The organism is Pseudoalteromonas sp. 0303 (assembly GCF_013349995.1).
Taxonomy (GTDB): Bacteria; Pseudomonadota; Gammaproteobacteria; order Enterobacterales; family Alteromonadaceae; genus Pseudoalteromonas.
On the sequence record NZ_JABVXF010000014.1, the window covers coordinates 1 to 20,467 of the forward strand.

At 39.3% G+C, this 20,467-nt stretch carries 18 protein-coding genes; 9 read left to right on the forward strand and 9 right to left on the reverse strand.

The genetic code is table 11. The annotated features are described in order from the left end of the window. Nucleotides 1–196: 196 nt before the first annotated feature. Both HUS62_RS10845 and HUS62_RS10850 read right to left on the reverse strand, forming a co-directional pair. A complete protein-coding gene (locus tag HUS62_RS10845; RefSeq protein WP_175079588.1) occupies nucleotides 197–1,180 on the reverse strand; it encodes a 2-hydroxyacid dehydrogenase in 984 nt (327 codons plus the stop codon). Next, nucleotides 1,146–1,661, reverse strand: coding sequence for a glutathione peroxidase (locus tag HUS62_RS10850; protein WP_054551485.1), 516 nt, complete (start codon nucleotides 1,659–1,661; stop codon nucleotides 1,146–1,148). The genes HUS62_RS10845 and HUS62_RS10850 overlap by 35 nt, the downstream gene beginning before the upstream one ends. A gap of 114 nt (nucleotides 1,662–1,775) precedes the next feature. Between HUS62_RS10850 and HUS62_RS10855 the strand changes: the two genes are divergently transcribed. Further along, nucleotides 1,776–2,657 carry an NAD(P)-dependent oxidoreductase gene (locus tag HUS62_RS10855; RefSeq protein WP_105174004.1) on the forward strand — a complete coding sequence of 294 codons (882 nt, stop codon included), beginning with the start codon at nucleotides 1,776–1,778 and terminating at the stop codon, nucleotides 2,655–2,657. A 37-nt stretch (nucleotides 2,658–2,694) separates the two neighbouring features. Here HUS62_RS10855 and sbcB read toward each other — a convergent pair whose 3' ends face one another. After that, on the reverse strand, nucleotides 2,695–4,146 hold the full coding sequence (gene sbcB / locus HUS62_RS10860) for an exodeoxyribonuclease I (protein ID WP_175079528.1): 1,452 nt from the start codon (nucleotides 4,144–4,146) through the stop codon (nucleotides 2,695–2,697). A 1,368-nt stretch (nucleotides 4,147–5,514) separates the two neighbouring features. Between sbcB and HUS62_RS10865 the strand changes: the two genes are divergently transcribed. The 3 genes from HUS62_RS10865 (at nucleotide 5,515) to HUS62_RS10875 (ending at nucleotide 6,859) form a co-directional block, all read left to right on the forward strand. Next, nucleotides 5,515–5,697 (forward strand): hypothetical protein, encoded by a 183-nt coding sequence (locus HUS62_RS10865; RefSeq protein ID WP_055196764.1) that lies wholly within the window; start codon nucleotides 5,515–5,517, stop codon nucleotides 5,695–5,697. Between the two features lie 83 nt (nucleotides 5,698–5,780). Then, the gene (locus HUS62_RS10870; RefSeq protein ID WP_175079529.1) at nucleotides 5,781–6,365 is read left to right on the forward strand and encodes a hypothetical protein; all 585 of its coding nucleotides are present in this window, start codon (nucleotides 5,781–5,783) and stop codon (nucleotides 6,363–6,365) included. Nucleotides 6,366–6,478: 113 nt separating this feature from the next. Continuing rightward, a complete protein-coding gene (locus HUS62_RS10875; protein ID WP_175079530.1) occupies nucleotides 6,479–6,859 on the forward strand; it encodes a hypothetical protein in 381 nt (126 codons plus the stop codon). A gap of 12 nt (nucleotides 6,860–6,871) precedes the next feature. Here the strand turns inward: HUS62_RS10875 and HUS62_RS10880 are convergent, their stop codons facing one another. Then, entirely contained in the window at nucleotides 6,872–7,291 is a 420-nt protein-coding gene (locus HUS62_RS10880; protein WP_175079531.1) for a hypothetical protein, read from the reverse strand. Between the two features lie 83 nt (nucleotides 7,292–7,374). Beyond that, nucleotides 7,375–8,316, reverse strand: coding sequence for a sodium-dependent bicarbonate transport family permease (locus HUS62_RS10885; RefSeq protein ID WP_175079532.1), 942 nt, complete (start codon nucleotides 8,314–8,316; stop codon nucleotides 7,375–7,377). Between the two features lie 109 nt (nucleotides 8,317–8,425). Between HUS62_RS10885 and HUS62_RS10890 the strand changes: the two genes are divergently transcribed. Continuing rightward, complete coding sequence (locus tag HUS62_RS10890; protein WP_175079533.1) at nucleotides 8,426–9,376, forward strand: LysR family transcriptional regulator; 951 nt, start codon at nucleotides 8,426–8,428, stop codon at nucleotides 9,374–9,376. A gap of 17 nt (nucleotides 9,377–9,393) precedes the next feature. Here HUS62_RS10890 and HUS62_RS10895 read toward each other — a convergent pair whose 3' ends face one another. Then, on the reverse strand, nucleotides 9,394–9,855 hold the full coding sequence (locus tag HUS62_RS10895; RefSeq protein ID WP_175079534.1) for a GGDEF domain-containing protein: 462 nt from the start codon (nucleotides 9,853–9,855) through the stop codon (nucleotides 9,394–9,396). 241 nt (nucleotides 9,856–10,096) lie between these two features. Further along, nucleotides 10,097–10,990: a TIGR01777 family oxidoreductase gene (locus HUS62_RS10900; protein WP_175079535.1), complete on the reverse strand. Its 894-nt coding sequence runs from the start codon at nucleotides 10,988–10,990 to the stop codon at nucleotides 10,097–10,099. A 244-nt stretch (nucleotides 10,991–11,234) separates the two neighbouring features. On the opposite strand from HUS62_RS10900, the gene HUS62_RS10905 reads away from it, so the two are divergent. The 3 genes from HUS62_RS10905 (at nucleotide 11,235) to HUS62_RS10915 (ending at nucleotide 16,941) form a co-directional block, all read left to right on the forward strand. After that, nucleotides 11,235–13,253, forward strand: coding sequence for a hybrid sensor histidine kinase/response regulator (locus HUS62_RS10905; protein ID WP_175079536.1), 2,019 nt, complete (start codon nucleotides 11,235–11,237; stop codon nucleotides 13,251–13,253). 121 nt (nucleotides 13,254–13,374) lie between these two features. After that, nucleotides 13,375–14,643, forward strand: a complete 1,269-nt coding sequence (locus tag HUS62_RS10910; protein WP_175079537.1) for a PotD/PotF family extracellular solute-binding protein — start codon at nucleotides 13,375–13,377, stop codon at nucleotides 14,641–14,643. 9 nt (nucleotides 14,644–14,652) lie between these two features. Continuing rightward, a complete protein-coding gene (locus tag HUS62_RS10915; protein ID WP_175079538.1) occupies nucleotides 14,653–16,941 on the forward strand; it encodes an ATP-binding protein in 2,289 nt (762 codons plus the stop codon). Between the two features lie 100 nt (nucleotides 16,942–17,041). On the opposite strand, the gene HUS62_RS10920 is transcribed toward HUS62_RS10915, so the two are convergent. Together HUS62_RS10920 and cspD are read right to left on the reverse strand one after the other, a co-directional pair. Then, entirely contained in the window at nucleotides 17,042–19,264 is a 2,223-nt protein-coding gene (locus HUS62_RS10920) for an NADP-dependent isocitrate dehydrogenase (RefSeq protein ID WP_062564528.1), read from the reverse strand. A 432-nt stretch (nucleotides 19,265–19,696) separates the two neighbouring features. Next, the gene (gene cspD / locus HUS62_RS10925) at nucleotides 19,697–19,912 is read right to left on the reverse strand and encodes a cold shock domain-containing protein CspD (protein WP_036968098.1); all 216 of its coding nucleotides are present in this window, start codon (nucleotides 19,910–19,912) and stop codon (nucleotides 19,697–19,699) included. A 209-nt stretch (nucleotides 19,913–20,121) separates the two neighbouring features. On the opposite strand from cspD, the gene clpS reads away from it, so the two are divergent. Next, complete coding sequence (gene clpS / locus HUS62_RS10930) at nucleotides 20,122–20,430, forward strand: ATP-dependent Clp protease adapter ClpS (protein ID WP_161804337.1); 309 nt, start codon at nucleotides 20,122–20,124, stop codon at nucleotides 20,428–20,430. Nucleotides 20,431–20,467: the final 37 nt, after the last annotated feature.

The window sequence follows — 20,467 nt, forward strand, 5'->3', positions numbered from 1 at the left end:
TTTATAACATCAGTTACTGGAAAAAGCAGGAGTATTGAATTATTGATTGAAAAAGATCAGTTACCTGAATTTAAGTAAGGGCAACTGATCAAAATATATGTGAAAGAGTACTAGTTGCTAGTTGCTAGGGAAAAGGGAAAAGTAAAAGGCGTAGGGTTTAAACCTCACGCCTTTTTTAATTTAAGGTGCGCTTGCTTTAAATAACTTCGTTAGTTAATGGTAAGTCTTGGCTTATTTCATTAGCACTTTGTAATGTGGTGCAGGCTATTTCGCTAAGTGCTTCTTGGGTGAAGAAGCCTTGGTGGCCTGTCACTAACACATTTGGAAAGCTAATAAGGCGTGAAAAAATATCGTCTTGCATGATTTCTTCACGGTGATCTTTAAAGAATAACTCTGACTCTTGCTCATACACATCAAGCCCTAGGTGTCCAAGCTTTTTAGACTTAAGCGCTTGAATACATGCTTGAGTATCAAGAAGTGCACCACGAGAGGTGTTAATCAGCATGACACCGTCTTTCATCTTCTTAAATGCGCTAGCATCAATTAAATGATGGGTATGCTCGTTGAGCGGGCAGTGCAAAGAGATGACATCACTTTGGGAAAGCAATGTGTCTAAATCGCATAGTGTGTAAGGGCCTTCACCAGCCATTGGGTCGCACACGAGTACCTTAGCACCAAAGCCATTTAATATATTTACTAGCGCTAAACCGATTTTGCCACAGCCGATAATCCCAATAGTTTTTTTAAACAGATTAAAACCAAGTAAACCGTTTAAATCAAAGTTGCCTTCACGTACTCGGTTAAAGGCTTTATGGGTTTTTCGGTTGAGCGTTAGCATAAGGGCAATACAATGCTCTGCTACTGCTTCTGGGCTGTAAGCGGGCACGCGGCAAACCTTGATGTTATGCTCTTTGGCAGCATCAAGGTCTACATTATTGAAGCCTGCACAGCGCAATAAGATTGCTTTAATGCCAACAGCCGCCATATCTGCAATGACGTGTTTGTCGACCGTATCGTTTACAAACACGCACACTGCATCGAAACCTTGGCAGAGGGGCGTGGTATTGCTGTTTAAGGATTGCTCAAAATAACTGAGCGAAACAGACTCAGCGTATTCAGTTAGATTCCTTTCAAAAATCGGTTGCTCATACTTTTGCGCACTGAATAAGGCCAGTTTCATCATTTAAATTACTCTCTATCACCATTTTGAGGGTTTCGGGTTTGGTGCGCGGGGCATATCGCGCAACGAGTTGACCCTCTGAGTTTATAAGAAATTTGGTGAAATTCCATTTAATTGCACGGTTTTGTGCAATGCCACGGGTATGACACTTTAAATAATTAAATAAAGGATGGGCGTCTGGGCCGTTGACTAACACCTTGTTAAAAATAGGAAAGCTGACATCAAAGTGTTGCTGATAAAAGGCTTTAAGCTCATTGCCATCAAGTGGCTCATTGTGGCCAAATTGATTGCAAGCAAAACCGAGTACGGTAAAACCTTGCTGTTTATATTCTTGATACAGCTTTTCAAGGCTTGCCATTTGCACTGAAAAATTACATTTGCTGGCAATATTGACGATAAGCGCTGTTTTTCCTTGTAACGATTCAAGGCTAAAGTTTTCACCAGATGCAAGCTGGGCATTGAAACGATATATACTATCCATGTTTTACCTGTGTGTTTTTAAACGGTTTAAATGAACTTTTTTTCATTCGCTTTTTAGTTATTCGGTTGAGATAATGAAATTGTTACTAATTTATCACTCAAATAGGTCAGTTTTATGTCAATGAAAGTCGCCTTCATCGGATTAGGTGTAATGGGTTACCCAATGGCGGGTCACCTTGCCAACGCAGGTCATAGTGTGACAGTTTACAACCGAACAACTGCTAAAGCGCAAAAGTGGGTATCAGAGTATCAAGGTGAATACGCTGAAACGCCAAGTGAAGCCGCAAAAGGGGCTGATATCGTTTTCATGTGTGTAGGCAATGATGATGATTTACGTTCAGTTGTTTATGGTGAAAATGGTGTGCTAGCAAGCATGCATGAGGGCAGCTATTTAGTTGACCACACTACAACATCGGCTGAAGTGGCACGTGAAGTTGGTGCTCAAGCAAAATTACAAGGCATCGCATTTTTAGATGCGCCGGTTTCTGGCGGCCAAGCGGGTGCAGAAAATGGTGTATTAACTGTGATGGTTGGTGGCGACGAAGCCGACTTTAATGTTGTTCAACCTGTCATGGCTGCTTTTAGCCGTTTTAGCCAATTATTAGGAGAAGTAGGTTCTGGTCAACTGTGTAAAATGGTAAATCAAATTTGTATTGCGGGTGTGGTACAAGGCTTGGCTGAGGGTTTACACTTTGCAAAACAAGCTGGCCTTGATGGTGAAAAAGTAATTGAAACCATCTCTAAAGGCGCTGCAGGCTCATGGCAGATGGAAAACCGCTACAAAACAATGTGGGCTGGCGAATACGAATTTGGTTTTGCTGTTGATTGGATGCGCAAAGATTTAGGCATCGCTTTGGATGAGGCAAAGGCAAACGGCGCAACTTTGCCGATGACGGCAACAGTTGATCAATATTACGCCGATGTACAAGCTTTAGGCGGCGGCCGCTACGACACCTCAAGCTTATTAGCGCGTATAGAAGCGTTACATAAAAAGTAATATTCATAAAAAACGCGACAATAATTGTCGCGTTTTTTTACATGCTTTGTGCGTAATTATACAACGCTTTTAAAATATGAAGATTTTTCTCGTTATCATCATTTTCATGAGCTAGATTTTCGAGAGTGATCATGAAATCTTGGCCACTGATCGACGGGCTATCTTCACCATGCATTAGCTTGTTTTGGCAATACTGACGCCAAGTGGCTAATTCATCCTGGCTAAGGGTGTGTGGCCAGTTTCGAGCGCGGTATCTAAATAACAAGGTAGCAAACTTTTTATCATCGAAATCAAGCTGCATTGAGGCTAATTGCTCAGGGCTTGCATCACGTATCATAGCAAATTTTGCTTTATCAGCATGGCTGGTAAAACCATCATAAAGTTGATAATCAGGGTTAGTGGTTTCGCCGTAATCACGTTGTTCGTTAAACACTTCGGTTACTTTGTCGCGAAGCTCAGTGTTGGCTTTTAAAATAGCGAGATTTTGTAGGCACTTTTCGCGGTCAATACCTAAACGGGCTGCGTTCTCTGGTAACAAGGTTTTTGCTGGTGCAAGAATAGGGCACTTGTTTAAATGCACGAGTTTTAAGCCTACTGGTGCTTCGTCTTCGCCAAGGTCGCTGTGTTTTGTGTAAAGACGCGTGCGTAGCTCTTCAACTGATAAATCTAATAGAACTTGCGGATCTTCAGTTAAATTAAAGCAAATAATGGCGTTTTTATTGACTGGGTGAAAGCTCATTGGTGCAATCCAGCTGGTGCAGCCTTGGCTTGCCGGAATTCGTGATGAAGTGTGCACCAGTGGTGTCATGTTAAATACATCAACTAAATCAGCCAGTGCTTTTTTAGAGCGTAAGCTAAAGAAGAACTGATACAACTTAGGTTGTTTTTCTTTTATTAATTTTGCCAACGCTATGGTTGCCGTTACATCACTTAATGCATCGTGAGCGGCAGCGTGCTCAATGCCATTGGCAACGGTTAAATGCTCGAGCTTAAAGCTCGGTGTACCGTCTTCTTTGAGCGGCCACTCAATGCCTTCAGGGCGTAGTGCATAACAGGCACGCACTAAATCAATAATATCCCAGCGGCTATTATTGTTTTTGTATTCACGCTCGTATGGGTCATAAAAGTTACGATATAAGCTGTAACGTGTGACTTCATCATCAAAACGGATGCTGTTATAGCCCGCAACACAGGTATTAGGTTGACTAAATTCAGCATGGATCTTTGCCATAAACTCAGCTTCGACTAAGCCTTTTTGCATCGCAACTTGCGGGGTAATACCCGTTATTAAACACGCTTCAGGGTGGGGCAAGTAATCGGCAGCTGGCTTGCAATACTCAATTAACGGCTCACCAATAATATTTAAATCGAGATCGGTACGAATACCTGCAAATTGACTTGGGCGGTCCTTTTGCGGGCTTGCGCCAAATGTTTCGTAGTCGTGCCAATATATCGTAGGGGGTGTGTCGTAGTATTCTCTATTTGCCATGCAATATCCTAAGCCTTTAAATTCAATGTGTTTGGGCTTGTTTTTAGTTCTTCTAGTTACTTCGTGTTTCTTGCAATGATCAAAGGTGTGTATAGTATCGTGTATAATTTTTTTGTAAGTATGTATAAAAATTTAAATGCCATTAAGTGATACTAAACTCCGAAATTTATTGGCAAGAATCAAGAGCTCAGCACATTATCTCACAGAGATAGCTTTAGTGTAAGGATATCAGCAAAAGGAGCATATTATTGTTAATAGGTAAAGTGTCGAGAGTGAAGATAAGCTGTACTAATGGTTTTTATAATAAAGTATTTTGGCGAGACTAAATTGATGGCTATCTGAAAACTAAAAATAATTCTTAAATTTTAGAACGCGATGGGCTCACTTCTTGCCAACTAGCAAAACATAAACATAAAGCGTAACAAAACCTGTTTATGTGATGCTGGTATGCTCGATCACGTTCAATAAATATTGTAATAAAAGAGCTTGATAGCCTCATGGGTTAAAAAATTAAAAACAAAAACATATCTTATTAAATGAAAATATATCAATTTATAGCTGAGGAGAACTCTTGGAATCGTCAAAAATATTTGGTAAATTCCTAAATTGAGTCCAAGGGATGGACTTTGTTTTTAAGGGAATAATATGAATGAATTTGATATCTTTATTAAAAAGATAATACTTCAGTGTATCAAAAATAAAGGCACCTGTACCTACTTAGACCAGCGGGGCCAGTATCTAGTATTCAAAATTGATTTTGAAAATCAACACCATGTTGTGTCACGTCAACAATTCAAAATACTCTACACAATTACTTATTCAATTGAGTCTGCAATTCAGTATCAAACAGAGATACTAAGATACTTAGATTCTCAAGATCAACGGCATTCTTTTATAAGCAGTATAGTCAATGCACTGAAATCTGAAATTGAAACTTTTGTGTATAGTCTAAAGCCTGACGGCCAATTTTTTATTTGTTGACCCAAAGCGCTAGCTCCTAACTAGCGCTTTTTTTATGCGCTTATTCAATGCGGCACAAATAATTATCCCATCTATGTTGTATCGTAACGGTTCTAAAATAAGTAGAGCTTAATCAATATTGTTTTACTTTATTTTGATGCAGCACTTTCTATTAGCTATCAACTGAGTTGTTTTAAGTTTTTGACTCTTTTTTAGAATTTAACTTTTGGGCTCTTATGACAACTGCGTTCTTTAGAGAAGGTTTTGCAACTAACTAGTATAAAAAATGGCCTAACGGTTTAGTTTTATGCTTATATAGGGGCTAGTCGTTAGTTTTTACCCAATTTGTATTTTAGTGGCTCGGTATTTGCTAACGAAAACTATCTTTAACAATGAAGGAACAAAAAAATGACTTTATCAGCTTTATTACTATCTACTTTAGCATTCGACGCAGCACCAGTTTCAAGCTTTGATACAACAAAACTTCAAGGTACTGGTGGAATTATTATTCTAAACCCGAAAAAGAAAAATCAAGAATTACAGGGAACTGGTGGGATAATCATTCTTAACCCGAAGAAAAAAGAAAATTAATATAAAGTAAAGAAAACCAGCTAAGAGCTGGTTTTTTTTTTGCTATAAGATTATGATTATGAACATCTTTAGTAGGATGATTCATGCAATATTTAGTCGAATTATACAATGAGTTGCTTGTAGCAACAGCTGTTCATAAAGTGTTTTCAGTGCAAGTAATCATTGCAATAAGTTATGCAGTTGCTTTAGTCCTATCATTTTACAGAGCCCTACGAAATAGAGAGCTCTTCAGTGATTTCTTATCAATAGCCGTGGTTGTTTTTAAATATCAACTTACATCTCTACTAATGGAAAAAGTACTGATATATGTGCAAGAAACCGGTGAAAGTGGAATTGCTCAAAATGTATATCTGAGTGTTGCTGGGATAAACCTCTTAAGTTTATATATCCTATACAAATTGCATCAGCGATTCAGCTATAAGTATGGCGAGCTGTTTTTAAGTGTATCTAAGCTTACGATCGTAGTGACAATCGCACATTTAATTGTGTGGGTTAAATTTGTTGTCTTAAACATTCAAGAAGAACACGCCTATATACACTACATGTATAGCTTTATTGTGCTCTACATTAGTATTGTGCTTGCTGTTGTAATGTTGTTTCCTGGTCTTTTGAAAACCAAATTAAAACTATTACTTAGTCCAAGCTGGCCGTTCGGAACAAAAACTTAACATTAATTATTAGATGAATTTCAGTCTCATACTAGCATTTATAATGCTTTTTCCTGATGTATTACGGACCAAGTTTGGGTGTATAGTAACATTTAGTTTACCGAGGGATCGTAATGCTTGAACTAATTTACATAGCCATTGCCGTTTTAGCCATCTTGCTGATTGCAAGTACATGGTTGATTGCGCGCAAAAATATCTTTGAAGATCAAATCAGGTCTAAGTCTGTTGAGGTGGTTTGGTGCACGTTACAAGCCGAGTATGAAACAGATATCAGCAAAGCAATTAAACTATTCAATAAAGCTGAACAACTAAAGAGCGAAATTGCAACCTTAATGGGCAATTCACCGCACGCTGCAAACTTTAAATTAGCAGAACCGACTGGGCTTGATAGCGATAAAATAAAGGAGTTATCGCTTGGGGAGCTGCAGCGATACTACGATAAACAAAACAACATATCCGACATTTACGAGAAAATGTACAAAGGTAAGAATTAGTAAAAAGCCAGGTTATTTAACCTGGCTTTGTATTTTGAGCTCTTTTGCTATTTGTTTTAGCTGAATATCTGCAAGTTGACTAAGTGCTTCTTGCGTTTGATTTTCGCCCTTAATTAACCCCGCCATTGATAGCTTTTTTATACTCTTGATAATACCGTTACTCACTGCTTCTAAGAGTGGCCCATCAAGTGTAGCTGTGGTTTGGTTATTACCATTAAGTAGTGAATCAAAGCTAACCTCAGAAGCTTTAGCCACTTTATCAATTAACTGATAAGGAACAGTTGCAAGCTTAATATTTTGCTCACAAAAGCCACGTTGTAATGATAAATGTTGCTCTAATTCTAAATTATTTTGCACATGGCAAAGCGTACATAAGCGCATAAAAATATCACTTACATGCTGTTGCTCAGTGCTAAGCGTTTGATTGAACATAGCATGTCCTTGCACTGCTTTTTTATTTATATTAAACGACTTTTTAAAAAATCTCATGCATAAAGTGATAGTTAGCGAAATTTTTAACTCATAAACAATGCTATTTGATGATACAAGCCAATTCCTAGTAATACATTGAAAGGAAAGGTAATACCTAAAGAACATAACATGGCTAAGCCTATATCAGCATCAGGAATAGCTGCTTTAATAGCCGCTGGAGCAGCAATATAAGAGGCACTAGCAACTAGGCTTGCTAATATTACCACCGAGCCCAGTTCGAGTTGCAGGGCAGTACCCACACAGACGCCGATAGCACCCAATAGATTGGGTGTTATAAGTGCAAATAATGCTAAACGCCAATGATGCCATGGAATAGGACGCAGTGTTTGTGCGGCCATTAAACCCATTTCGAGCAAGAATAACGCTAATACAACTTTAAAGCTGTTTGTTAACAGGCTAGTTACTTGGCTGCCTTGTTGTGTGCCGTACATCATGCCAATAATTACACCACCTACAAGCAGAATCACGCTTTTGTTAGTCAGTGTTTCATGCCATAGCGCTTTGAGTGATAGGTTTTGCCCAGACCCATTTCCAAGACGGCGGAATAGTAATAAACCAACGATGATTGCAGGTAACTCAAGCATTACTAAGTAAAGCGTGACTTCAGCACCCACATTAAGTGAGTTCGATTCGGCATATGCTAAAGCAACGGCGAATGTACCTGCACTTACAGAACCATAGTGGGCGGCAATACTTGCGCTATTAGCAACAGAGAGGTTTAGCAGTTTGTTTAAAACTGGGTAAAGCATTAAAGGTATTAAGCCGCCAAGCATTAACACAGCGCCCATTTCGGGTAAGAGTTGCCAATGTAAATTGCCATGTAGCACCATGCCGCCTTTTAAGCCAATGGTGAGCATCAACAATAGGCTAAGGGTTTCATAGGTTGCTTGCGGAATTTTTAGGTCAGAGCGAAGTAATCCGGCTGTGAGTCCTAAAACAAAAAACATTACAACAATATCAGGCACTTTGTTCTCCTCTTGGTTAAAAGCGCCGCTATTCTAGATAAAAATTCACATAGTAAATAATTAAATAAGTGATAGTATCTTATAGATAATCATCTATAGGTTGGGTTTTATGGACTTAAGACATATTTCTTTTCGCTTACTAGAAGTGTTTATGTGTGTGGTAAAAACGCGATCTATCAGTGAAACAGCAAGGCAGCTACACTTAACGCAACCAACGGTTTCGCAACAAATTAAACGCTTACAAGAAACAGTTAATGAGCCATTAGTGATGGTTAATCAGCAGCGTATACATGTTACAGAAGCGGGTTTTGCATTGTTTCAAACATGTCAGCAGGTGTTTGGTCATTTTGATGATTATCAAGATTACTTAGCTGAACTCAGAGGCGGTGAGCGCGGGCGCTGTAAAATAGCCATGGTTAACACCGCACAATATATTTTGCCTAAGTTACTTGGTCCGTATAGTAATTTACATCCGCACGTTGAATTGCCACTAGAGATTGGTAATCGTGCTGAGGTGCTTGCCCGATTTGAAAGAGGCGAAGACGATATTTATGTATTTAGTCACCCCCCTTCGTTAGAACACGCAAAAGCGGGGCGGTTTTTACAAAATCCTCTTGTATTTATTGCGGCAAATAACCATAAGCTTGCGAGTAAAAGTCATGTAACTTTACATGACTTAGTGAGTGAACGTTTTTTACTTCGCGAGCCAGGTTCAGCTACGCGAATGCTGTTTGAGAGTGAACTGCAAAGCAGAGGTTTTGTCCTTAGCAACACAGTGCAAATGGCGAGTAACGAGGCTATTCGTGTTGCTGTTGGCTCAGGAATGGGGCTTGGTGTTGTTTCGCGCCATGTATTGCCACCTCACGATACGAGTTTTTGCATGCTAAATGTTGAAGATGTGAATTTGGCAAGCCATTGGTATTTTGTGGTGCGCACCGATCGCCATTTATCACATGCGGCGCGCAACTTTTTAAAATTTGCACAACTAAACTTAGAGCAATGTTTAGATGCAAGGTGGGTAACGAATGAGCTAAGCCAGCTAAATGAGAGTTTAAATTAAACTAACAAGTTGTTGCGTTAAAATGCCATGGTCACAACCTGATTACGGCCATTTAACTTCGCTTTGTATAAGCCTTTGTCGGCCTCAGCAAGTAACTCGTTAACATTATTTGTGCCTGATTTATGGGTGATAATACCGATACTGATAGACAGGTTTATTTCATGGTCATTAACTCTCTTGAAGAAATCGATATCTATCATCAAAGCGCAAAGTTTTGTTAGGTTGTTGTTTGCTTGTTCTAAATAATTGTTACTAACGCTAATAAACGCTCGACGATTCAATAAACCGGTTAGCGAATCACGATTAGCAAGGTCACTCAGTACCAGCTCATGCTCTAAGAACATCATTAATGGCCAGATCATGGCGGTTAGTGTGGTAATAACAATATGGCTTATGAGAATAACAGCTAATATTTGTTTCAAGTCTGTTTGCAACAAACCTAGGTAATCACTAAGTAGTAGTGAAAACTGGGTTACCATAATCAAAGCGTGAATGACGAAACACAACTTGAGTAATACTAAATGCATGATGCGTTTAACATGCAACTTGTTGTCTTTGAAAATACAAAGACAATAAGAACGACCCAATAATCACATTCAATAAAATTGAGATGCTGATTATGGTGGGTAAATGCATCATGACTTTCCCTGAAGAATTACTCGACTAAAATCTATTTAATTATTATGTATTAGTTGGGTATTGAGAGCCCGTATATTGTAACTATAGTTTCAGGCTTTCTAATGCCGGCTTCAATGTTGGATAGTGGAAGCGGTAATTGTGACTAAGTAGTTTATTCGGAAGCACAAATTGACCATGAAGCAGAAGATCAGACATTTCTCCCATCATCAATTTTAAAACCCAGCTAGGCATACGTAGCATGGCAGGTCGCGAAATCACACTCGCGAGTGTTTGACTAAATTCATTATTATCAACAGGGTTTGGCGCAGTGGCATTGACAGGCCCGTGTATCTCTTGATGTGAAAGCACAAAAAGGATGAGTTGGATCATGTCGTCAATGTGGATCCACGACATTCCTTGATGACCTTGGCCTAATGGTCCACCCAAGCCAAATTTAAAGGCAGGCAGCATCTTACCTAAAGCACCACCTTGCTTAGCTAATACGATACCTGTACGGAGTAAGCAAACTCGAGTTTGGCTAGATTGTGCTTTTGTTGCTGCATGCTCCCAATCACGGCAAAGAACATGGCTAAATTCAGGATAAATATCATTAAAGCTTTCATCAATTGGCTGGTTTTCTTGGCGGCCATAAAAGCCAATCGCACTGCCAGAAATAAAGGTATGAGGCGGCGATTCACAGCGGCTAATTGCTTTAGTTATCTGTAAGGTAAGATTAATCCGGCTATTCAACAAAGTGCGCTTTTGCGACTCGCTCCAGCGCTTGTTGACGATTGGCTCTCCAGCTAGATTAATGACAGCGTCAACCTCTTCAAAGTTAACTTCATCGAGTGATTTAACAGTGTGTACTTGATGAGTCAGTATGACCGCGGCTTGAATAGGGTTGCGTGTTAGCACAGTAACCTTGTGGTGATTCAATAAAAAAGGGCACAAATGTCTACCAATGAGGCCTGTTCCACCTGTTAATAAAATATGCATAGTGCTGCCTTAATTAATATCTGTGTGTGTTTTTTATACATAGTGATGGTGATTTTTGCAAATATATACGCGTAAAGCAGTAATTTAGATTGGTTTTCTTGTTAGCCAAAAAATGCATGTTTTAATGCTATATCATGGTGTTTTTAATGAAATTTGGCTCTTTAGCCTGTTTTAAGTGTACGCTCAGTAATTTATTGATATGCTAATTTGAACTAGATGCAGTTTTAAGTGACAAGGAGTGACTGTGAACTTTCTGCGCCAATTCCACGATATAGTATCCAATCAAGAAATTGATTTTTCAGACAAAGTAATCAAGTTACTAGAATTTGGTTTAGAGGTATTTGCTCTCGAATTTGCGATTGTGAGTCAAGTTGATGACAAGCTTTATACGGTCATTCATGTTGTCGCGCCTGATGATGCAATCCTGGTTGGTACGCAGTTCGATGTAGAAGGAACTTACTGTGCTCACACCCTTAAAGCTAATAAGGCGCTTTCATTTCATCATGCCTCTAATAGCCGCATTGCACAGCACCCTTGTTATGAAAATTTTCAACTTGAGTCATACATTGGCGCGCCTATTTTTGTTGGCAAAAAGGTGTTCGGTACGGTTAATTTCTCAGCGCCTAACGTGTCAAAACCTTTTAGTGAAGAGTCTCACGATTATGTAGAGTTATTTGCTCAGTGGTTAGGCAATGAATTTGCACGTAATGCCTCATCTGAGAGATTAGTCAAAAAGAACTATATGCTCGCGCAAGTCGAAGAAGTTGCTCGTATAGGCTCTTGGGAGTTCGACCTACTAGAAAATAAGTTGTACTGGAGTAAACAAACTAAAGCAATCCATGAAGTGTCCGTTGATTACTCTCCAAACATTGAAGCAGGTATCGAGTTTTATAAAGAAGGTGAAAGTCGAGATGCGATACAACAAGTTGTTCAAGAGGCTATTGAGCAAGGAAAAAATTGGAATATTGAAGTTGAGCTAGTTACAGCAAAGGGCAATAATATTTGGGTATCAACGTATGGCGAAGCAGAATTTGAAAACGGGCAATATGTTCGTTTAATAGGTACTTTTCAAGATGTAACGAAAGAGGTGTTACTTCGTGAAGAGCTTAAAAAGCAAAAAGTGGATGCTGAGCGTACACTTGAAGACAGAAGTATCTTGCTGGCTAAGATTAGCCATGAACTACGCACGCCGCTTAATGGCATTACAGGCATGCTAACGACTTTACTTTATGAAAAGTCAGGGCAAAAGCGAGAAGAAAAACTCAAAGTGGCACTACGAAGTGCTGATATATTACTAAATATTATTAACGAGGTGCTTGATTTTACCAAGATTAATCATGGTGAGCTGAAGTTGGAACCCTGTCACTTTTTATTAAAAACAGTTTTTGTTGATCTAGCGTCTTTGTACTTGCCTTTATACCAAGAAAAAGACCTTCGTTTTGACGTCGATATTGATATAAGTGAAGAGTGTTGGACTTACTGTGATAACACCCGACTCACTCAAATTGCGTCTAACTTACTGAGTAATGCCTTAAAGTTTACCGAGCAAGGCACTATTAAGTTATACGTATCTGCTAGGGTTCAAAATGACGATGTCATCTTAAATTTAAGAGTTTCTGATACGGGCATAGGCATGACAGAAACCTTTATGAAGTCACTGTTTTCACCATTTACCCAAGAGCTAAATAAGGACCGTAAAAAGGGGGGCACGGGTCTTGGCCTTGCAATAGTGAAGGAGCTTATTGATTATATGGGGGGCACAATAAAGGTCAGTAGCGAATTCCAAAAAGGCAGTTGTTTTGATATTCAACTACCTCTGAAGCTAGGGCAACCACAATCACATGATACGCTGCATACCTCTGATATCGACTTTTCAGCCTTGCCTTTATCGATACTAGTTGTTGATGATAATCAAATTAACCGCTTTGTGTTAAAAGCACACCTAGAAAAGTTAGGCTTAACGGCCGATTATGCCTGCGATGGTATTGATGCGATAAATAAGTGCAAGCAAAACAAATACAATCTGATTTTTATGGATTGCGTAATGCCAGAAATGGATGGTATTGAAGCAACCCGTATTTTAAGAGATGAGAAAATTTGCCCAACGGATAAAACTTATATCATTGCTCTAACAGCCAATACCTCTGCAGATGATAAAGCTGCTTGTAAACAAGCTGGAATGGATTTATTTGTTTCAAAGCCTGTAAAAAATACGGCTATTGAGCAAGCAATTGTGGCAGCTAATGAGCATTTTTTAATGTAAGAAATTGTAGTTTGTGAATACTCGGCTTAGAAACATTATCGCTGGGTAAATTAGTAGTTATTTTAGGCAATTTTCAAATTTAACCTATACTTTTAATGGGTTTAATAGGCTGGATTGCTAAATGGACTACTCAGATAACCGCCGAGACTTTTTAAAAACATTAGGTCTTGGTGCTGTGGCTTCAACACTTGCCTTCAAGGCTCCTTATGTGTTTGCTAAAAACACGCCCACAATTAGGGTTATGGGGACCCACGTAACTCTTCAAGGAGAACTCAGGCAAAAAGCCATGCTTGAGCTGGGTATTAATATTGAATTTACCCCAATGGGCAGTGCTGCGGTGCTGCAAAAGGCAGCATCAGACCCAAGTAGCTTTGACTTATATGAGCAATGGTCAGATTCAATTAATATTCTCTGGCAAGCAGGGGCTATTCAACCTATCGAAACAGAGCGCCTTACCTATTGGGATGAAATCAATCCACTCTCTAAAACAGGTAAAATTGTGCCTGAAGCGAAGTTAGGCGCTGGTGACTCACCCAACAAACTTCTTTACGTGCAAGCAGATGGAACGCTTGCGACTACACCAAGCGATGCAATTAGTTTCTTGCCCTACGTGCATAATGTCGACTCGTTTGGTTACAACACTCAGTTCATAGAGAAGGGGATTCCTTACCAAACCGAGTCTTGGTCTTGGCTACTCGATGAAAAGAATAAAGGCAAAGTCGCCCTTGTTAATGCACCAACAATTGGTATTTTTGATGCAGCTCTGGCTGCCGAGGCGCATGGGCTGATGACATTTAAAGATATGGGTAATATGAGTATTAGCGAAATTGACCAGCTATTTGCAATATTACTGCAAAAGAAAAGGCAAGGTCATTTCGCCGGTTTTTGGACTTCGGTACCGCAGTCTGTTGATTTTATGAAAATGAAGCGCGTTACTATTCAAAGTATGTTTTCGCCCGGTGTTAGTGCCTGCAAAGGGCAAGGTATCCCGGTTGTTTATGCTTCACCGAAAGAAGGTTATCGTGCTTGGCATGGAGTAATGTGTTTATCAGCTAATGCACAGGGACATGTTAAAGATGCTGCTTATGAATACATGAATTGGTGGCTTTCTGGCTATCCAGGCGCATTTATCGCAAGACAAGGTTATTACATTTCTAATCCTGAGCGGAGTCAGCCTCTTATGTCAAAAGCAGAATGGCAATATTGGTATGAAGGGCAAGAAGCATCCATGGATTTACGCGGAACAGACGGCAAAATATCTGTTCAAGCGGGTCAAGCTCGTGATGGAGGAAGCTATATCAAGCGTTTTTCGAATATAGCGGTCTGGAATACGGTAATGCCGAATTATGATTACAGTTTAGATAAATGGTATGAGTTGTTGAACTCATAAGGAGCTACATTGCTAACCATTTTTTCTAGGTCTTTAGCAGCCAAAGTGTTATTGGCATTGATACTCGTTTTACTTGTAATGGGGGCGAGTTATTTTGTCTTGAACAAGCGATTACAAAGAATTGAAACATCTTTTAACGATATAAGCCGCATTAGTAATTATGCCGTGGGTATACTTCGTATAAATAAAGATATTGTTGAAATGCAGCGTGATATTTCAGTTTATGGATTCTCAGGTAGTAAACCCGTATTTAGCAAAATCATAGAGAACTTTGAAAGTATAAAAGCACGGTTAGAAAGCGTTGATTTAACAAGCGATGAGCTTCAAAGCCAAGTTTACCTCAATTCGATGGCGAAGCTTATAAGTAGATATGGCGACAATTTAGAAGTACTTGCAAAGCGCTATGAAATCAAAACACAGCTCGCTGACGTTGAGTTACCGCAAATCTATTTAGAAGCTATTAATGAATTAACCAACCTCAAATTAACTGCGACTAGCAATGACGAGAAGCTGGCTATCACTGAACATCTCAATGTATGGCATGAATTACATCGTGATGCGTCTTTGTTTCTTGCCAAAAAAGATTACTCTAAAAGAGCAGCGGTTAATAAGGCGCTGGCTATTTTATCAAACCAGTCACAAACCAACACTGATCTAAGTAATAACCGTGAACATGCTAAAACATATAAACAGGCTTTTTCGAGAGGCGTGCAGGCTAACCGAAACTATTTAAGCTTGGTTAATGTTGTTATGGCTGGCGATGCTATAGAGTTCAGCACCCTTGCAGATAAACTCAGAGAGCAATCCCTAGCAAAATTACAAAAGATTAAAAGTGAAGCGCAAGAAACAGTAATAAAATCAGACCAAACTCTGCGTTTTCTTGCTGTTGGCGTGGTTATCTACATTATAGCGCTTGCCATCTTTTTCCACCTGCATATATCGCGCGCAATCACACGTTTAACTACAAGTTTTCAATACTTCTTAGCTGGTGATTTATCAGCTCCTATTTATGATTTAAAGCGTAACGATGAAATTGGTGTGCTTGCAACTGCGGCAGATAGATTTCGGGTGTTAAGCCAAGATCTTACCCAAGCCAAGAAAACGGCAGAACACACCACCCAAGTTAAATCAGAGTTCCTAGCAAATATGAGCCATGAAATTAGAACCCCTATGAATGGCATTTTAGGAATGGCGCGGCAGTTGAGCCGTACCAGTTTGTCTCATGAACAAATGAAGATGCTTAATATTCTTCAATCTTCAGGGGCTGGTTTATTGGTAATCATCAACGACATTTTAGATATAAGTAAGATTGAAGCCTCTAAAATTGAGTTAGAGTCTGTACCAATACATCTAAATTCGCTACTAGATGAGCTCCAACATTTATTTAAAGAGCAAGCCCAAAGTAAGCATATTAAGTTGAATATCTCTGTTGCTGAAGAGTATCAACATTGTGTTTTCTTTGCTGATGAAGCCCGCCTAAAACAAGTGTTGATAAACCTTATAGGGAATGCAATTAAATTCACCGAGAAAGGTAGTGTTACGCTAAACGTAAGAATTAATGAGCTAGACGGCGATGATCTGAGCATCAATTTTAGTGTGATTGATACAGGAATAGGTATCGCAAAAGAAAATCTCGGTAGGTTATTTGAAGCGTTTTCTCAAGCGGATAGCTCAATTACACGGCGCTTTGGTGGTACAGGGCTCGGCCTTGCTATCTCAAGTAAGTTACTAAATTTGATGGATGCCCCTTTACAAGTTGAGAGTGAAGTTGGGCAGGGGTCTCACTTTTATTTTGAGCTAAAAACAACACAGGTTATTGAGCAATCTAAGTTTGAAGCCGAAACTAGGCAAGAAAGCGAAGAGGAACAAGTAGACTTTTCAACACTACATGTGCTTGTAGTAGAAGATAATGACATTAATCAGGTTGTTATCGAAGCTATGTTAAATGAGTTTGGTATAAGCTCAATAAAAATAGCAGGGGATGGCGAGCAGGCTGTTGCGCTATGTAAGGAACATAGTGGAGAAAATAATCTGCAAAATAGTTTTGATATTATATTTATGGATATGCAGATGCCTGTACTTGATGGCCCGCAAGCAACAATACGTATAAGAGAAATGCCAGAGTATAGAGCTATCCCTATTATTGCCTTAACAGCCAATGTACTTGAAGCTGATAAGCAACGATGTTTTGCCGCAGGAATGAATGATTTTGTTGCCAAGCCGATTGACTACGAATGTGTTAAAACGGTTTTACTAAAGTGGTCTAAAAGTGAAGTGAGCGCTACGAGTGATTGTTAAAAATTGATTTTAAGTCGCTAAAATAAAAAGAGTTACCTCTTTGGTGGTAAATACACATTGAGGTAACTCTCTTATAGCTAATTAATTAGGTTTAAATGAATTAAACCAGTTTAGCTAGGATGTCATTAAATGTTGAGCTTGGACGCATTGCTTTGAATGCTAACTCATCATTTGGTTGGAAGTAACCGCCAACACTCATTGCTGGACCTTGTGCATCGTTTAATTCAGTAACGATTTGGTCTTTTTGAGACTCAAGATCAGCAGCGATTTGTGTGAACTGTGCTTTTAATTCCGCATCATCATTTTGTGCAGCAAGTTCTTGTGCCCAGAATAAAGAAAGGAAGAAGTGCGAACCACGGTTATCAATCTCTTTCACTTTACGTGAAGGTGATTTGTTTTCAGCTAGGAAAGTACCTGTTGCTTTATCAAGTGTATCAGCAAGTACTTGTGCTTTCTTATTACCTGTATTAACCGCTAGGTGCTCTAAAGAAGCCGCTAGTGCTAAGAACTCACCTAATGAATCCCAACGTAAGTGGTTTTCTTTTTCGAACTGTTGAACGTGCTTAGGCGCTGAACCACCTGCACCTGTTTCGAATAAGCCACCACCATTCATAAGTGGTACGATTGAAAGCATTTTAGCACTTGTACCAAGCTCAAGAATTGGGAATAAGTCAGTTAAGTAGTCACGTAAAACGTTACCAGTTACTGAAATAGTGTCTTTACCTTCTTTGATGCGCTCTAATGAGAACTTAGTCGCTTCAATTGGTGCTAAGATGTGGATCTCAAGACCGTCAGTATCATGTTGTGGTAAATACGCGTTTACTTTTTTGATTAGCTCAGCATCGTGTGCACGGTTTTCGTCTAACCAGAAAACTGCAGGCGTGTTAGTTGCTCGAGCGCGGTTAACAGCAAGTTTAACCCAATCTTGAATTGGTGCGTCTTTCACCTGACACATACGCCAGATATCACCTTGCTCAACAGCATGCTCAAGTAAAGTTGTACCAGCTGTGTCAACTACACGGATTGTACCAGCAGCAGCTACTTCAAACGTTTTGTCGTGTGAACCGTACTCTTCAGCTTTTTGAGCCATAAGACCAACGTTAGGTACGCTACCCATAGTTGTTGGATCGAATGCACCATTTTCTTTACAGAAATCGATTGTTGCTTGGTAAACACCTGAGTAACAACGATCTGGAATTACAAAGCTAGTGTCTTGTAATTTACCTTCGCTATTCCACATTTGACCGCTAGAACGGATTGCAGCAGGCATTGAAGCATCGATGATCACATCACTTGGTACGTGAAGGTTTGTGATACCACGGTCAGAATCAACCATTGCAATAGCAGGGTTGTTGTCGTATACCGCTTGGATATCAGCTTCGATTTCAGCTTTCTTAGCTGCATCTAGGCTTTCGATTTTTGAGAATACATCACCAAAGCCGTTGTTTACGTCAACATCTAGTTCTTTGAAAAGATCAGCGTGTTTCGTGAATACGTCTTTGAAGAACACTTTTACAGCGTGACCGAAGATGATTGGGTCAGACACTTTCATCATAGTTGCTTTCATGTGTAATGAGAACAACACGCCTTTGTCTTTTGCTGCTTGAATTTCTTTTGCAAGGAAAGCTTGAAGCTTAGCAGCACTCATGCGAGAAGCGTCAATTACTTCACCCGCTAGTAATGGTGTGCTTGCTTTAAGAACTGTAATGTCACCATTTTCAGCAACATGCTCGATACGTACGTCAGTTGCTTCTGCAACAGTGACTGATTGCTCAGAACCGAAGAAGTCACCTTCTTCCATGCTAGCAACGTAAGACTGTGAATCTTTGCTCCATGCACCCATTGAGTGTGGATTGTTACGTGCGTACTCTTTTACTGAACCTGGAGCACGACGGTCTGAGTTACCTTCACGAAGTACCGGGTTTACAGCAGAACCTTTGATTTTGTCGTAAGTTGCTTTAACTTTCTTTTCTTCATCAGTTTTTGGTTCTGAAGGGTAGTCAGGTAGTGCGTAACCTTTTTCTTGTAACTCTTTGATTACTGCACGTAGCTGAGGGATAGAAGCACTGATATTAGGTAACTTGATAATGTTAGCTTCAGGTGTTTTAGCCATTTCACCTAATTCTGCAAGTGCATCATCAATACGTTGATCTTCAGTTAAGTACTCAGGGAAGTTTGCAATTACACGGCCCGCTAATGAAATATCGCGAGTTTCAACTTCAACACCCGCAGCGTTTGTATACGCTTGGATGATTGGTAACAATGAATACGTCGCAAGAGCTGGCGCTTCATCTGTTTTAGTATAGATAATTTTTGATGTCATCATCATTCCTAGATAGTTGGCGTAATGTTTGGTAATGACTGCTAGCAGTAACCCTTAATTAGCCATATTCAACAATGCAATAGATAGCCTTGAATTACCAAGCTTAAGTGCCTTGATAAAACAACAGCAAGCAGTCTGTTAGCTGTTGCAACTCAATACATAGTATTAAAATAACCACAGCTGACAGACTGTAAAATTCTTATAGCTCAAATAAGCAAATTATGAAATTAGCCAAAAGCCTTACGTCAAAATGACGAAAAAGCTAAATTTAAGCAACAAGAGTGTAACAAGCTTGGCTCTAAAGGGCTAATAACAATTAAACAATTGGGGTAAAGAAATGGAATTTCAAGGGAAGTGAGAGATATATTTAAATGAGAAGAGTAAGCGAGGATCTTAACAAGGTCGCTCGCTTGATACTCGAATAGGTTTTACCTAAGAGATTTCATCGTTAGGCGCAATATTCGTTGCGTGTAACCCTTTTGGACCTTGTTGCAATTCGAATGTTACATCTTGACCAGCTTTAAGTGTTTTATAACCGTCCATTACAATCGTTGAGTAATGAGCGAATATATCAGTCTCGCTGCCGTCTTCTACGATGAAGCCAAAACCTTTGGCATTGTTGAACCATTTGACTTTTCCACAAGCCATACTTCTACATCCTTCTATAAGTTGACTAATTTAGTTATTCTAAACCGTGTAATTTGCTAGACTGACTAATGATTAATCAATCTATACTTGACTGTAGTTTATTTAGCCAGTCAGTCAAGTGTTTTAGACTATTTTTTAACAATTTATTTATTTTTTTATTCAAGTTTGCTTGAGTTCTAAAGACAAGACTATATTTAATTATGAGTGGCATGAAAGATTCTGGTGTTATTGAAACAGTTCGCGACAGTGAAAAGCAAAAATTGCAACCACCGCGAAAATATAAAGTCATTTTAAATAATGATGATTACACGCCTATGGACTTTGTGATAGAAGTACTAATGACGTTTTTTAATATGGATAGCGATAGAGCAACAGATGTGATGCTTCAAGTTCATCATAACGGTAAAGCAATTTGCGGTGTTTACAGCGCCGATGTAGCTCATACCAAAGCTGAACAAGTTAATCGTTACGCACGAGACAACGAGCATCCACTGCTATGTAGTTGTGAGCAGGAATAAATACCAAGGTAGGGTGAACCAATTAGCCCGTCACAAC

Coding starts and splice junctions, on each gene's coding strand:
- HUS62_RS10890 (WP_175079533.1), top strand. CDS start 8,426: ATGGACTTAAGACATATTTCTTTTCGCTTACTAGAAGTGTTTATGTGT.
- HUS62_RS10870 (WP_175079529.1), top strand. CDS start 5,781: ATGCAATATTTAGTCGAATTATACAATGAGTTGCTTGTAGCAACAGCT.
- HUS62_RS10920 (WP_062564528.1), bottom strand. CDS start 19,264: ATGACATCAAAAATTATCTATACTAAAACAGATGAAGCGCCAGCTCTT.
- HUS62_RS10850 (WP_054551485.1), bottom strand. CDS start 1,661: ATGGATAGTATATATCGTTTCAATGCCCAGCTTGCATCTGGTGAAAAC.
- HUS62_RS10865 (WP_055196764.1), top strand. CDS start 5,515: ATGACTTTATCAGCTTTATTACTATCTACTTTAGCATTCGACGCAGCA.
- HUS62_RS10855 (WP_105174004.1), top strand. CDS start 1,776: ATGTCAATGAAAGTCGCCTTCATCGGATTAGGTGTAATGGGTTACCCA.
- HUS62_RS10910 (WP_175079537.1), top strand. CDS start 13,375: ATGGACTACTCAGATAACCGCCGAGACTTTTTAAAAACATTAGGTCTT.
- HUS62_RS10880 (WP_175079531.1), bottom strand. CDS start 7,291: ATGTTCAATCAAACGCTTAGCACTGAGCAACAGCATGTAAGTGATATT.
- HUS62_RS10900 (WP_175079535.1), bottom strand. CDS start 10,990: ATGCATATTTTATTAACAGGTGGAACAGGCCTCATTGGTAGACATTTG.
- HUS62_RS10895 (WP_175079534.1), bottom strand. CDS start 9,855: ATGGTAACCCAGTTTTCACTACTACTTAGTGATTACCTAGGTTTGTTG.
- cspD (WP_036968098.1), bottom strand. CDS start 19,912: ATGGCTTGTGGAAAAGTCAAATGGTTCAACAATGCCAAAGGTTTTGGC.
- HUS62_RS10875 (WP_175079530.1), top strand. CDS start 6,479: ATGCTTGAACTAATTTACATAGCCATTGCCGTTTTAGCCATCTTGCTG.
- HUS62_RS10845 (WP_175079588.1), bottom strand. CDS start 1,180: ATGAAACTGGCCTTATTCAGTGCGCAAAAGTATGAGCAACCGATTTTT.
- clpS (WP_161804337.1), top strand. CDS start 20,122: ATGAAAGATTCTGGTGTTATTGAAACAGTTCGCGACAGTGAAAAGCAA.
- sbcB (WP_175079528.1), bottom strand. CDS start 4,146: ATGGCAAATAGAGAATACTACGACACACCCCCTACGATATATTGGCAC.